Annotated in this window: 10 protein-coding genes; 5 read left to right on the top strand and 5 right to left on the bottom strand. The window is 64.4% G+C overall.

Annotation, left to right across the window (positions count from 1 at the left end):
* Positions 1–365: 365 nt before the first annotated feature.
* The 3 genes from mdoH to T281_RS01225 form a co-directional block, all read right to left on the bottom strand.
* Positions 366–2,780 (bottom strand): glucans biosynthesis glucosyltransferase MdoH, encoded by a 2,415-nt coding sequence (gene mdoH, locus T281_RS01235; RefSeq protein ID WP_052036894.1) that lies wholly within the window; start codon positions 2,778–2,780, stop codon positions 366–368.
* Between the two features lie 8 nt (positions 2,781–2,788).
* A complete protein-coding gene (locus T281_RS01230) occupies positions 2,789–4,345 on the bottom strand; it encodes an OpgD/OpgG family glucan biosynthesis protein (RefSeq protein WP_037232832.1) in 1,557 nt (518 codons plus the stop codon).
* Between the two features lie 62 nt (positions 4,346–4,407).
* On the bottom strand, positions 4,408–5,949 hold the full coding sequence (locus T281_RS01225; protein ID WP_037232829.1) for an OpgD/OpgG family glucan biosynthesis protein: 1,542 nt from the start codon (positions 5,947–5,949) through the stop codon (positions 4,408–4,410).
* A 365-nt stretch (positions 5,950–6,314) separates the two neighbouring features.
* Here T281_RS01225 and T281_RS01220 point away from each other — a divergent pair, with 365 nt between their 5' ends.
* Together T281_RS01220 and T281_RS01215 are read left to right on the top strand one after the other, a co-directional pair.
* A complete protein-coding gene (locus T281_RS01220) occupies positions 6,315–8,543 on the top strand; it encodes a protein-disulfide reductase DsbD family protein (protein ID WP_081796515.1) in 2,229 nt (742 codons plus the stop codon).
* A 2-nt stretch (positions 8,544–8,545) separates the two neighbouring features.
* On the top strand, positions 8,546–9,163 hold the full coding sequence (locus tag T281_RS01215) for a thioredoxin family protein (protein ID WP_037232826.1): 618 nt from the start codon (positions 8,546–8,548) through the stop codon (positions 9,161–9,163).
* A gap of 5 nt (positions 9,164–9,168) precedes the next feature.
* Here T281_RS01215 and mutY read toward each other — a convergent pair whose 3' ends face one another.
* Positions 9,169–10,323, bottom strand: coding sequence for an A/G-specific adenine glycosylase (mutY, locus tag T281_RS01210; RefSeq protein WP_052036892.1), 1,155 nt, complete (start codon positions 10,321–10,323; stop codon positions 9,169–9,171).
* Between the two features lie 75 nt (positions 10,324–10,398).
* Between mutY and T281_RS17275 the strand changes: the two genes are divergently transcribed.
* Positions 10,399–11,019, top strand: coding sequence for a DUF721 domain-containing protein (locus tag T281_RS17275; RefSeq protein WP_052036891.1), 621 nt, complete (start codon positions 10,399–10,401; stop codon positions 11,017–11,019).
* A 93-nt stretch (positions 11,020–11,112) separates the two neighbouring features.
* Positions 11,113–11,760, top strand: coding sequence for a DsbA family protein (locus tag T281_RS01200; protein ID WP_155954974.1), 648 nt, complete (start codon positions 11,113–11,115; stop codon positions 11,758–11,760).
* Positions 11,761–11,820: 60 nt separating this feature from the next.
* On the opposite strand, the gene T281_RS01195 is transcribed toward T281_RS01200, so the two are convergent.
* Positions 11,821–12,027 (bottom strand): hypothetical protein, encoded by a 207-nt coding sequence (locus T281_RS01195; protein WP_037232823.1) that lies wholly within the window; start codon positions 12,025–12,027, stop codon positions 11,821–11,823.
* 154 nt (positions 12,028–12,181) lie between these two features.
* On the opposite strand from T281_RS01195, the gene T281_RS01190 reads away from it, so the two are divergent.
* Positions 12,182–12,973 carry a DsbA family protein gene (locus T281_RS01190; protein WP_052036889.1) on the top strand — a complete coding sequence of 264 codons (792 nt, stop codon included), beginning with the start codon at positions 12,182–12,184 and terminating at the stop codon, positions 12,971–12,973.
* The last annotated feature ends 13 nt before the right edge of the window (positions 12,974–12,986 follow it).

Raw genomic sequence — 12,986 nt, 5'->3', positions numbered from 1 at the left:
CCGGTTGCACCCGCTCCTGCTCCTGAACCTTCCGCTGTTCAGGCTGCGGCTTCACCCGTTCCTGCTCCTGCACCTTGCGAGGCTCAAACTCCTGTCGGCCGCGTTCCTGCGCCTGCCCGCGCCGCTCCGGCTGCTGACCTCCGCGCTGTTGGCCGATGCCCTGGTCCTGGCCAAAACGCGGCTGCTGGCGTTGCTCCGGCTGCGCGCGCTGGAATTGCTCGCCGCCGCGCTGCTGCTGACCGCCACGCGGCTCCTGCGGTTGCTGAGCGCGCTGATCCGGGCCGCCCCGTGGTTCAGGCCGACCGCCACCGCCCCCGCGCTGCTGATCCTGCTGACCGCCCCGCTGGGGCTGCTGACCGCGCGGTTCATCGCGCGGCTTTTTTTTCTGGTCGTCGCCCTGCTGCCCCTGCGGCTGGAATTGCGCGAGTTGCACTTGCGCTTCGGCGGTGCCCAAATCTCCGAACGCGATAACGCACGACGTTATACTCGTCAGGAGAAGCGGCATGACCTTTTTCGATGACATGTCGGTTCCCTTTCGTGGAGCCAGCGCGCCGAAGCTCAACGTCCCGGCGCATGTAATGCCGAGTTCGCCCAGGCTCGCGCGAGCGGGGGCGACTCAATTTCCAGCGCGCAGCCGGGGATCTGGGGGTAAAGGCTTCGAGGCGCGCGAGACTTTCGGGGTCGGATAGTAAAGCCGCTTTTTCACCCGGCTTTAGCAAGTCCAGCAGCTCGGCGAGATTTGCGGAGACGTCGAGTTTTGCCCGCCCGATGGCCAAATTCGGCGAAATTCGCGACTCCAGCGTGATCGGCTGCATTTGAATCAACTCGCGATGAAGGCGACGGAGCTTCGGGCTGTTGACGAGCTGCGTGATGGCCTCATGCTCGGCGGCGGCCTGCTCCACTTCGGCCTGCGCGCAATGAGCTTCGCCCGCAATCGGTGGCGGCGACTTCTCTTCCTCGATCTGAAGCAGTCCGAAGCGGCGGAACCCTTCGCCGGCTGAGCGCTGCGCCGACCACCACGAAAGCGGCCCCGCAAAGACGAGCCCGAGCGACGCGGGCAGCATCCAGAGGAACAGGATTTTCGACGAATACCAGGTGCCGATCGCCAGCGCGACACCGATAATCATGTGCAGGCGATGGAACTGCATGATCTCGCCGAACGGGAGCGAGCCGTCGTCGCGGCGCTGCGGCTTCCATCCGCTGTCGCGGCCGCGGAACACGTCCACCACGGCCCCCGACTGGAGCAGCATCATGATGTGCGCGAACAGCGACGAGAGGACCGTCTCGATCAACACGCCGATGAAGAGGATGAACGGCCCGCCGAATCCCTTCCGCTGGCGGCTGTCCATCAGCGCGAGCACATAGGCGAAAAGCTTCGGCAGCAGCAGCACGCCGAGCGTCAGGATCAGAAGCTGCAACGAACGCTCGCTGTCCTGTATCGGCCATTTCGGGAAGAGTGAGAAATCGTCCGTGAAATATTGCGGCAGCGTGTAGATCGATTGCAGCGTCAGCGCGAGCGCGATGATGATGAACAGGAACCACACCAGCGCCGACACATAGGCCATGATGCCCATCGCCATATGCACGCGGCTCACCCAGTGCAGGCCGTCCGCGAACATGACGCGCGAATGCTGGAGATTGCCCTGCGCCCAACGGCGGTCGCGCATGGCGAAATCGATCAGCGCGGGCGGGATTTCCTCGTAGGAACCCGCAAGGTCCGGCACCATGACGACGCGCCAACCCGCGCGGTTCAGAAGCGCCGCCTCGACGAAGTCGTGGCTGAGGATCTGCCCGCCGAAGGGCGGCTTGCCCGGCAGCATCGGAAGCCCGGCGCTCTCGATGAAGGCGCGCGTGCGGATGATCGCGTTGTGGCCCCAGAAGTTCGATGTGCCGCGATGCCAAAACGCGAGCCCGGTCGCCAGCATCGGCCCGTAAAGTCGCCCGGCGAACTGTTGCAAGCGCGCGAACAGCGTGTTGCGGCCGATGGAAAGCGGCACCGTCTGCACGAGGCCGAAATCGGGGTTCTTCTCGATGATCGCCGCAAGCTTGGCCACCGACTCGCCCGTCATCAGGCTGTCGGCGTCGAGCACCAGCATATACTCGTAGTTCGCGCCCCAGCGGCGGCACCAGTCGGCGACGTTGCCCGCCTTCTTGCCGGTATTCTGCGAACGGCGGCGGTAGAAGATGCGATGGCCGCACGCCTCGCGCTCGCGGACGGACTGGAACGCCGCTTCTTCCTGAACCCATATGTCGGGGTCTGTGGTGTCGCTCAGGATGAACAGGTCGAAGCTCTTGCCCTGCCCGAGCTTCGCGACGGAGTTGAGCGTCGCCACGGCCATGCCGAAAATGCGGGCGGGCGCTTCATTATAGGTGCAGACGAGGATCGCCGTCCGCCCGGTCAGCGGCGCCTTCGCGTCGTAATCCTCGTGGTTGACGAGCGAGCGCCGCATGCCGGTCGCGATGACGAAGAAGCCCGCGAGCGCCGTCATGAACGACAGCGACAGCCAGAAGATGTTGATCGAGAACAGCACCATCAGCGCGACGCCGAGGCCGCCAAAGCTGCCCACGCTCAGCACGAGGTAAAGCTGAACGATCAGATAGATCGTGATCGCGAACGCGCCGCCGAAAATCAGGAAACGGCGCAGTGGGGCCTGCACGTCCATCGGCGGCTTGCGGCGCGTGGCGCGGTCGAAGCTTTCGAGACTCTGCGGCGCGAACACCGACTGGACGCGCGAGGCCGGTACGGCTGGGGTCTCGGCGGGAGAAAGCGTATCGTGCATGCTTGACCTCAGGCCGTCCACCGGTAGATCCAAACTTCGGAGATCGGTTTACCATCCGAAAGAAGCCCGCATCGGAGGTCGGCCTCGTCCGAACCCGCCGCGGGCTCATATTCGAAAGCGACACGATGGCCCCCGGAAACCCGGTTTCGCCGGATGGTAGCGTTCACGATAGTTCCTGCACTCGCGGTTAGTTCCATGGTGCGGCTCTTATCGCCGCAAAATTCGTCGGAATCATCGCAGAGGTTGAACTCTTCGGTTCCGGCAAAGTCAATGTTGAACAGCCGCCGGCCAGCATTCTGCAACGATGCGCCCACGAGCGTCTGTGCCACGGTAGCGTAATTGATGCGTAGCGGCGGAGCGTCGCACCATGTCAGGCGATACTTGTACGCGTAGCTCGCGCCCGCCGCCAGCGGCTCCTTCGGATGCCAGTACGCGACGATGTTATCGAAATATTCTGTCGTCGTCGGCAGTTCCACGAGATCGACCGAGCCCTTGCCGAAGCTTTCGCGCGGCTCGACCCAAAGGCTGGGGCGCTGCTCGTAATGCGCCTCGAAATCCTCATAGCGGTCGCCACGCCGCTCGCGCTGCACAAGGCCGAAGCCGCGAACGGCGTCGTCAACGAATGAGGAGAACTGCACACGCGGTGAATTGATAAGCGGCCGCCAGATGTGCTCGCCCTTGCCGTTCCATATCGCGAGGCCATCCGAGTCGTGGACGCGGTTGCGGACTTCGTCGGCGCGATACGATGTGCTGGGCGCGAAATAGAACATGCTCGTCAGCGGCGCTATCCCGGCATGAGCCATGGTCTTGCGAGGAAAGAGCGTGCAATCCACGTCCATCACCGTGTTGGCCCGAGCTGAAATGACAAACTTGTAAGCGCCCGATACGCTTATACTATCGAGTAGTGCAAAAACCGTGACAGATGAGGCGCCAGACTCGGGGCGCACGATCCAGAACGAGCGGAAAACCGGAAATTCATCATGCGGAGGTCGCGCCGTGTCGATGGCGAGCCCGCGCGCCGAGAGTCCATATCCCTGCCCGGTCGCCTTCGCCCGGAAATAGCTCGCGCCCTGGAAGACGGCGAACTCGTCCATCTGATACGCCTTGTCGATAGGCGTATGGATGCGGAAACCCGAGAAGCCGGGCGCGGTGCCCTCCGGCGGCGTCACATTCTGCCCGTAGGTGAAGAGGTCGGCGCGATATTTCAATTCGGTCGCGCGGCCGTTCGCCACCGTGAAAATCTGCACGGGTGTCGCGTACAGATAGCCCGCGCTGAAAAACTCCGCCGTGAAGCCGAGATTGTCATTCGCCCAGAGCGCGTCCTCCCGCTTGAAGCGTATGTCGCGATACTGGTCGTAGTTCAGGTCTTTATAGTTCTCCGGAATGGTGTCGGTGGGTGGCGTGTAAGGCGACAGCGATAGCTGGCGGGCACGCTCGACGAGTGTCGCGAAGGAGAACGGCTCGCTGTCGTCGGCGCGCGCCTCTCCGATGACATCCGCATGCCGCGCAAAATAGAGCGCGGCCGCAAAGCCAGCGCCAAGCTTTAGGACATCACGTCTGTCCATGGTGCATCGCCCTCGCAAACGCCGGAGTAATCAAAAATGCCCGAGGAGATTTGGGGAGCGCGTCAACGCGCCCAACGGAAGATCCAGGTTTCCGAAACGGCCTTTCCGTCGACGAGCAGTTGCGCGCGAAGATCCGCCGGATCGCTGCCTGACGGGGCATATTCGAAACGCAGCCGCTGCATGCCTGCCTCCGGCCCAGCGGCGACGCGCACATTGCGCACTTCGCCAGCCGACGCCGTGACCTGCGTTGCGATTGCCGACGGATTGCAGCCGTCGCAGCGCTCCGTGTTCGCGAAGTCCACGATGAAAGCGATGTCGCCCGACTTCGTCTCGCCGATGCGCGTCTGCGACACGCTCGCGCGCCGGTTCTCGATGGGCGGCGTCCAGCACCAGTGCATGCGGTAACGGTAGCGGTGGCCGATGCCGGGGCCAAGCCCGTCCTTCGGCCGCCAGAAGCAGACAATGTTCTCGTTGACCTCTTCCGGCGCGGGAAGCTCGATCAGATCGATGGAGCCCTCGCCCCAGTCGCCGACCGGCTCGATCCAAAGCGACGGGCGCTTCTCGAACTGCGCGTCGGTGTCCTGATAGGCGGCGAACGAGCGCTCTTTCTGAATGAGGCCGAAACCCCTCGGCCCCTTGTCGACGAAGACCGAGAATTGCAGCCGCTCGGGATTGAGGAGCGGCCGCCAGATCTGCTCGCCCTGGCCGTTGAGGATCGCCAACGCCTCGGAATCATGCACGCGCGGGCGGAAATCGCGACGCTTCGGCGCGGCAGATGGGCCGAAGAAGAAGCGGCTCGCGATGGGCGCGATGCCCGCATAGGCGATGCGGCGACGCGGGTAGATCGTGGCCTCGGTGTCGATGATCGTGTCGAAGCCGGGCGTTACGGTGAACTTGTAGCGGCCGACCGCACTCACGCTGTCGAACAGCCCATGCACGACGAGCGACTGGTCGACCGGGCGCGGCCGCTCGATCCAGAACGAGCGGAACAGCGGGAAGTCTTCGCCGCCGGTCTGCCCGGTGTTGATCGCAAGCGCGCGCGCCGACACGCCGAAGACCTGTCCGCTCGCGATGGCGCGGAAATTCGTCGCGCCGAGGAACCTCAGAAAGTCGCGGAAAACGCCGAGGCGGTCGATCTGCGCCTGCGCATGGAAACCGGCGAAGTCGGATTGCGCGGGCGTAGCGGGTGCCTTCGCGGGCGCATTGAACTCGAAGGCATCAGCGGAATACTGAATCTTCGTCGCGCGCCCGGCCTCGACCTGAAACAGCTCCACCGGGAACGCGAAGATCGCGCCGGCGGTGTGGTAAGGTTCGAGACGGAAAGGCACGTTATCGTTGCGCCAGATCGCCTGATCGTCCTTGTAGACGATTGCGCGGTTGTGCTGCTCGTAGGTCAGGTTGGCTAGCGCTTCGTCCACCTTCTTTTCCGGGGCCTTGAACGGCTCGTCAGCGCGGCGGCGCGCGAAGGCGTCGAGCAGCTCTTCCGAAAAAGGATAGGAATCCGGGCTGTCGGGCGAGAGATTGATCTGCGCAAAAGACGGCAGCGGGAACGCAGCCGCGGCGGCTGTGGATGCGGCAAGCTTGAGCCACGTGCGACGGTCCATTCCCCAACTCCCGAAAGTAATCTGCCGTTGCAGCGCGAAGGGATCTCTCGATCAGGTCAGATGCGACCAGACGGCGCCACGACAAGGTGTCCGTTCAAGACCGGATACAAATATTTCTACCCCGCCTAAGCAAGAGACGGTTTGGGGTTTTTTGGGGCGAATTTGAGGCGCTTTCCGGGGTTTCCGGAAGGAAGCGACGGGCAGCGTCCGCAGGCTTCAGAAAAGCGTGAGAACGCGCTGTTTCGGCCGCTCCGCCCAAGCCTTCCGGCGTCGCGCCCCTTGATCTTGCGTGTTATGGAAGACTATCTGACCGATAGGCGTCACGGTCTCTCATGCTGTGAGCCCCCAACCGCAAGCGGGTGCGAATGATACACTGGAAATCGAAATCCGTGCTCGGGCTTCTTCTGGCCTGCATCCTTCTTGCTGGTGTCGTGTCGCCTGAAGCCGCGCCGAGAAAGCACGTCGAGGTCGATCTTCTAGCCGAGAAGACCGCTGTGGTTCCGGGCGAGACGATCACTATCGCCGTGCGCGAGCGGATCGAGCCAGAGTGGCACACCTATTGGCTTAATCCGGGCGATTCCGGCGAGCCGACCTCCATCGCATGGTCGCTGCCGCAGGGCTTCGAGGCCGGTCCGATCCAGTGGCCGCTGCCCGATGTCATCCCGATCCCGCCGCTCGTGGATTATGGCTATAGCGGCGACCTCCTGCTTCTCACCGATATCGCCGTGCCGAAGAATATCGCGGGCGACAGCGTGACGCTGGCCGCGAAGGTCAACTATCTCGTCTGCAAGGACATCTGCGTCCCGGAAGAAAGCGAAGCGCGGCTGACGCTGCCCGTCGCGGCGGCGGGCGGAGCTGCGCCATCGGACCATGCGGCGGCCATCGCGAAGGCGCGCTCGACGGTGCCGGTGCCGCTTCCGGGTTCGGCGGCCTATTCGGTCAACGCGGCCAAAGGCGAGCTTCGGCTGACCGTCAGCGCCGACGCCTCCATCATCAACGGTGCGACGGATGCGCGCTTCTTCCCGCTCGGCTGGGGCGCGGTTTCCAACTCGGCGCCGCAGACCATGACGCTCGACGGCGGCAAGCTCATGCTCGACCTGAAGCAGGGCGAGACCAAAGAGACCCCCGACAAGCTCGAAGGCGTGTTGGCGCTCACCAAGGGCGGCGAGCGCAAGGGCTATGTGATTACGGCGACGCGCGGACCGGACGGCGCGGCGCTCGGCGCGCCCGCGAAGCTTGCCGAAGGCGGCGCGTCGGGTGGCGGCGGCATCACCGCTCCTGCCGTGCAAGCGCCCGCCTCCACCAGTGGCGCGGTCGTCGGCAACGGTCCCGCTTCGGACGAAGGCGCGGTGACGAGCGTCGGCCTCGCAATCCTCTTCGCATTCCTCGGCGGCGCAATCCTGAATCTCATGCCGTGCGTTTTCCCCGTGCTCGCGATCAAAGCACTCGGCTTCGCGAAGAAGTCCGAAGGCGGGCATGTGCAGCAGGGCTTTGCCTATCTTGGCGGCGTGCTCGTGTGCTTTGCCGCGCTCGCCGCGCTCCTCGCCGTGCTGCGCGAGGGAAGCGCCGCCTTCGGCTGGGGCTTCCAGTTCCAGTCCCCCGCCTTCGTGCTGGCGCTCGCGATCCTGTTCTTCGTGATGGGGCTCAGCCTCTCGGGCGTCGTCTCCTTCGGCGGCGGCCTGATGTCGACGGGCGATAGCCTCGCGCGAAAACCCGGCAATTCGGGCTATTTCTTCACCGGCGTGCTTGCAGCCGTGGCGGCGACGCCCTGCACCGCTCCATTCATGGGCGCAGCAATCGGCTATGCGCTGACGCAGCCGACCGCCGTTCTTGCCGCCGTCATGCTCGGCCTTGGGCTTGGCTTCGCGGCCCCCGTCATGCTTCTGAGCCTCAGCCCCGGCTTGCAGCGCATCCTGCCGAAGCCCGGCGCGTGGATGGAAACGCTAAAGCAGGTGCTCGCCTTCCCGCTTTACGCAACCGCCGCGTGGCTCGTGTGGGTGCTGTCGATCCAGACCGGCAGCGGCGGCGTGATGGCGGCGGCGCTGGCCTTCGTCGGCGTCGGCTTCGCGGCGTGGCTCGCGGGCAAGACGACCTATGCGCCACTTCGGGCGAAGCTCATCGCGCCCGTGCTCGGCGTCGCGGCTTTCGCGGTTTCGCTGTCGCTCGCGGAAACGGCGGGCAGCGTCAACATGGCGACGAGCGCTGAGAAGGCGGCGCTCTCGGGCGAGACGTTCACCAAGGCGCGGCTCGAAGGGCTTATCGCCGAGGGCAAGCCCGTGTTCGTGAACCTGACCGCCGCATGGTGCATCACCTGCAAGGTGAACGAGCGCGTGGCGCTGAAGTCCGACGCGGTGGCCGACGCCTTCGCGAAGCGCGGCATCACCTATCTCGTCGGCGACTGGACGAGCCGGAACCCGGAGATCACCGACCTGTTGCACACATTCGGGCGCGCTGGCGTGCCGCTCTACCTGTTCTATCCAGGGGGCGGGCAAGAGCCGCGCGTGCTGCCTCAGCTGCTGACGGTTGGTCTTGTCCTCGACGAGACGAAAACGAAGGCGAAACTCGCCGGACCATCCTCCAACAAGGGAGCCTGACGATGTCTTTCCTGAAACCGCTTGCCATGCTTCTCGCGAGCGTCGCGATGACCGCCGCCGCTTCGGCCGCGCCGGAAGTCGGCAAGCCGGCACCGGACTTCTCCGCCACCGACTCGAACGGCAAGGCGATGAAGCTCTCCGACTATCGCGGCAAGACGGTCGTGCTCGAATGGACGAATGACGGCTGCCCCTACGTGCAGAAGCATTATTCCACGAACAACATCCAGGCGCTCCAGAAGGACGCGGCGGCGAAGGGTGTCGTCTGGCTGTCGGTCATCTCGTCCGCACCGGGCGAGCAGGGCGCTGTCTCGGGCGCAGATGCGAACAAGCTCAACGAGAAACGTGGAGCTGCGCCTGCCGCCGTGCTTCTCGACCCGGAAGGCAAGGTCGGCCGCGCCTACGACGCGCGCACCACGCCGCACATGTTCATCGTCAACGGCGACGGCACGCTCGTCTATATGGGCGGCATCGACGATAAGCCGACCGCCACAGCGTCCGACGTCAAGGCAGCGAAAAACTACGTGCGCGCCGCGCTCGACGACCTCGCGGCGGGCAAGCCTGTGGCGACGCCGGTCACGCGGCCTTATGGCTGCTCGGTGAAGTACAAGCACGGCTCATAGGCGGGCTAAGGCGCTCGCGCGAGACCAAGAGCTTCGAGGCCGGACGCGACGGCCTTCTTCATGACGGAGGGAAGCGCGAAGGCGGCGAGATTGTCGAGCGCGGCCCATTCGCCGGTGAATGCCGCAGCGGCTGAAGGGGCGGTGTCCGCGTCGGCTGCGAGCACGCGAAGCTCCAGATGGAAATGCGTGAAGGTGTGCTGAACGGTGCGCCCCAGTCGCCACGCTGCGCCCGCAGGCGATGTGTCAGCTCGCGGTGATGCGACCATAACCGCCGTATCGCCCTTCGGCCGTCCGCGCTTGGGCTTGGCGGCCGCGCCCGCAACCGCGCCATTGGCGACCCAGTCCGATGTCGGCACCTCCATCATGCCGCCGAGCAGGCCCTTGTCCGCGCGCCGCCGCAGCAGGATGCAGCCGCCCCGCACGATCACGAAGGCTTCGCCCCGCCGGGTCGGCCTCGCCGCTTTCGCCGCGCGCAGCGGAAAACGCTCGGCGTCGCCCATCGCGGCTGCGGCACAGAACGCCCGCACCGGACACACCAGACACGACGGAGAACGCGGACTGCAAATCCCCGCGCCGAGGTCCATCATGGCTTGCGCGTAATCGCCGGGACGCAACGCGGGCGTCAACTCGGCGGCGAGGTTGCGAAGCTCAGGCTTCGCGGCGGGAAGCGGCGTCTCGACCGCGAAAACCCGCGCGAGCACGCGTTCCACATTGCCGTCAACAACGGCGGCGGGCAGATCGAAGGCGATGGCCGCAATCGCCGCCGACGTATACGCGCCGACGCCCGGCAGCGCGCGAAGGCCCACCTCATCCGCCGGAAAGCCACCCTCCGCCAGCGCTTGCGCGCAGGCGTGCAGGTTCCGCGCCCGCGAGTAATAGCCGAGCCCCGCCCACGCCGCGAGCACCTCGTCGCGTGACGCGGCGGCCAGCGCATCGACGGTCGGCCAGCGCCGCGTGAACGCCTCGAAATAGGGGATCACCGCCTTCACGGTCGTCTGCTGAAGCATGATCTCGGACAGCCAGACGCGGTAAGGATCGGCGCGCACGTCCGGCTTCGCGCGCCACGGCAGATCCCGCCGCGCGGTGTCGTACCAGCGAAGCAGCGCGTGCTGAAAGCACTCGGCGGCAAATGCGGGCCGCGCGCTGTGCCTCTTCTGCATCAGATGCACACCAAAGCGGGTCGCCCGACGTTACGCGCCTTCATGTAATGCCTCGAATCAGCCATCGCCCAAGCTATGGCGATCTTCAACCAACACGGCAAGAGCAGCGGCGCAAACGCGTCAGCGGTTCCATACAAGGGTCCGGTTTCGGTCGGGCGGTTCATCGCGCCGGTCGCGGGCAAGACGCTCGCGCGGGGCGGCACGGTCATGGCCGAGCTTCTGGCGGAATGGCCAGCCATCGCGGGCGCCGGGCTTTCATCGCACACAAAGCCCGAACGCCTGACAAAGGGCGCGCCGGAACCTGGCTTCGAGGGACGCACGCCGCCATCGGTGCTGCTTCTCAAGGTCGAACCGGCAAAGGCGCTCGACGTGCAATATATCGCGCCGCAACTCGTGGAGCGGATCAACCGCACGCTCGGCTTCCGCGCGGTCAGCGCGCTGCGGATCGTGCAGGGGCCGATTTCGGCAAAGCCCGCAAAGCCTGTTCGCCGCGCGCCAACCCGGTCCGCGCCTGCCGCGACGGTCTCGCAGGGGGCAATTCCCTCGCCAAGTGCTGCCCCAGCGGGTGCCACCGCCTCGACAAGCGGCACGCCCTTCGCAACACCCGAGCCCCAAGCCGCCATCCCGCAGCCGCAGGATCGCCTCGCCGCCGCCCTCGCCCGCATGGCCGAAGGTCGAAAAGCGCGCGGCCTTTGACCGCTCTCTCCCCAGCCTCTTCAACAGTCGCGCTTGAAATTTATTGTCGCGCGCTCCAAAACATCGCAAATCGGATTTGATTGGAGAGCGCTTGTGTCCTCGAAACTGAAATTATCAGTCTTCGCCCCGGTGGCCGCCTTGGCCCTTGCTCTGGGCTTTTCTACCCTGATCGACGGTCGCTTCGTTTCGCCGGCCGTGGCGCAGGACGCGGCGGCGCAGCCTGCGCTTCCAGACATGGCGCTCGGCAAGGCCGATGCGCCCGTCACGATCATCGAATATTCGTCGCTCTCCTGTCCGCACTGCGCGCACTTCCACAGCGACGTGCTGCCGGAACTCAAGAAGCAGTTCATCGATACCGGCAAGGTTCGTTATGTCCAGCGCGAGTTTCCGCTGAACGACGCGGCCTTCGCGGGCTCCGTGCTGGCGCGTTGCCTCGATTCGAGCCGCTTCTTCGCGTTCAACGATCTCCTGTTCAAGAAGATGGACGATTGGGCCTTCAAGCAGGACGCGCTGACGCCGCTCAAGCTCTATGCGAAGCAGGCGGGGTTGAACGATGCCGAGTTCAACAAGTGCCTCGCGGATGAAGACCTTCAGAAAAAGGTTCTGGCCGTTCGCGGACTAGGCGAGAAGCAGGGCGTGCGCGGGACGCCGACGTTCTTCATCAACGGCAAGAAGTTCGACGGCGCGCCCACGATTGAGGCTTTCGCCGAGGCGATGAAGCCGTATCTCGGCACACAATAGGCAAGTCAGCGCCGCGAAAGCGGCGCTTTCTTTGGAAATAGACGATTGCAGGCCTAACACTCAATAAGAGTGCTGCCGCAAACCCGAAATCGCCACTCCCAGCATGACGCTTTCAAATTTTAGGTTGGCCTGTTCGGCAAGCGTTTTTAGCTCGCTCATCATCGAGAGGAAGTACTCGACTTTTTCTGCTTCCGTCGCGGCCGACAGTCGTTCGACACGCTCTTCCGCTGAGGGGACAAAGGTAGCGCAGGGGGATACTTCGGTCATAATGGTGGCCTTACTGAGTACACGTAACGCGGGTATTCTATTAAAATTTTAAACACCTTTGTCAACCCGTAATGAATGTGAGTTGCGTTTTTCTAGCGAAGATGGCGGATGAGGGGCATTGCGCCTTGGGGAATAGCAAGAACGGGTGGGACCGATGACACTTTCCAACGTTGCGCGTCTTGTTGGCGCGGCATCATTCGCGGCTCTGTTGGCCGGCTGCACCAGCGGCGTCTCGTTGCCCGCCATGCCTTCCATGCCGTCGCTTCCGTCGCTGTCGCTTGGCGCCGACGAAGCCGCGCAGGCTGACGCAGACAAGCCGAAGTCGGAGAGGGTGATCTCGGCGGCGGATCTCGCGGAGCCCGGCCCGCTCGGCGATCAGGTGATCGGCAAGGCGAACGCGCCGGTGACCATCGTCGAATATCTGTCGCTTACCTGCGCGAACAGCGCGAAGTTTCAGGCGGAGACGCTGCCGAAGCTGAAGAAGGCCTATATCGACAAAGGCAAGGTGAAGCTCGTCCTGCGCGAATATCCGATCGGGAAGGCTGCCGCCGCCACCGCCGTGCTGAGCCGCTGCCTCCCGCAGAAGGACTATTTCAAGGTCGTGGAGAAGCTTCTTTCGACGCAACAGACATGGGTTGCGCAGGAGGTTAAGCCCGACGACATTTACAATGCTGTGAAGTTCACAGGAATAAAGCGGGACAAGTTTGACGAGTGCCTCACGAATCAAAGCATTAATGATGCGTTGGTCCTGGTAAAACAGCGGGGCCGGGGCTTTGGCGTATCGGGCACGCCGACATTCTTCGTGAACGGCAAGAAATTGGCGGGTGCCGTGTCGTTCGAGGAAATGCAGCCGGTTATCGAGGCTGCGCTGGCGAATCCCGCCGCGTCCGCACCGGCGGCGCAGCAGCCACAGTCCCAGCAGCACGTTTCCGCCAATCCGGCCTGACGCGATCCGCTCG

Origin of the sequence: Rhodomicrobium udaipurense JA643, from assembly GCF_000636015.1 — a bacterium.
Lineage (GTDB): Bacteria > Pseudomonadota > Alphaproteobacteria > Rhizobiales > Rhodomicrobiaceae > Rhodomicrobium > Rhodomicrobium udaipurense.
This window is presented reverse-complemented; position numbering and strand designations above follow the sequence as displayed.

Excerpts from the sequence above, each read along its gene's own strand:
- T281_RS01225 (WP_037232829.1), bottom strand. The coding sequence starts at position 5,949 with ATGGACCGTCGCACGTGGCTCAAGCTTGCCGCATCCACAGCCGCCGCG.
- T281_RS01190 (WP_052036889.1), top strand. The coding sequence starts at position 12,182 with ATGACACTTTCCAACGTTGCGCGTCTTGTTGGCGCGGCATCATTCGCG.
- T281_RS17275 (WP_052036891.1), top strand. The coding sequence starts at position 10,399 with ATGGCGATCTTCAACCAACACGGCAAGAGCAGCGGCGCAAACGCGTCA.
- T281_RS01195 (WP_037232823.1), bottom strand. The coding sequence starts at position 12,027 with ATGACCGAAGTATCCCCCTGCGCTACCTTTGTCCCCTCAGCGGAAGAG.
- mutY (WP_052036892.1), bottom strand. The coding sequence starts at position 10,323 with ATGCAGAAGAGGCACAGCGCGCGGCCCGCATTTGCCGCCGAGTGCTTT.
- T281_RS01215 (WP_037232826.1), top strand. The coding sequence starts at position 8,546 with ATGTCTTTCCTGAAACCGCTTGCCATGCTTCTCGCGAGCGTCGCGATG.
- mdoH (WP_052036894.1), bottom strand. The coding sequence starts at position 2,780 with ATGCACGATACGCTTTCTCCCGCCGAGACCCCAGCCGTACCGGCCTCG.
- T281_RS01220 (WP_081796515.1), top strand. The coding sequence starts at position 6,315 with ATGATACACTGGAAATCGAAATCCGTGCTCGGGCTTCTTCTGGCCTGC.
- T281_RS01230 (WP_037232832.1), bottom strand. The coding sequence starts at position 4,345 with ATGGACAGACGTGATGTCCTAAAGCTTGGCGCTGGCTTTGCGGCCGCG.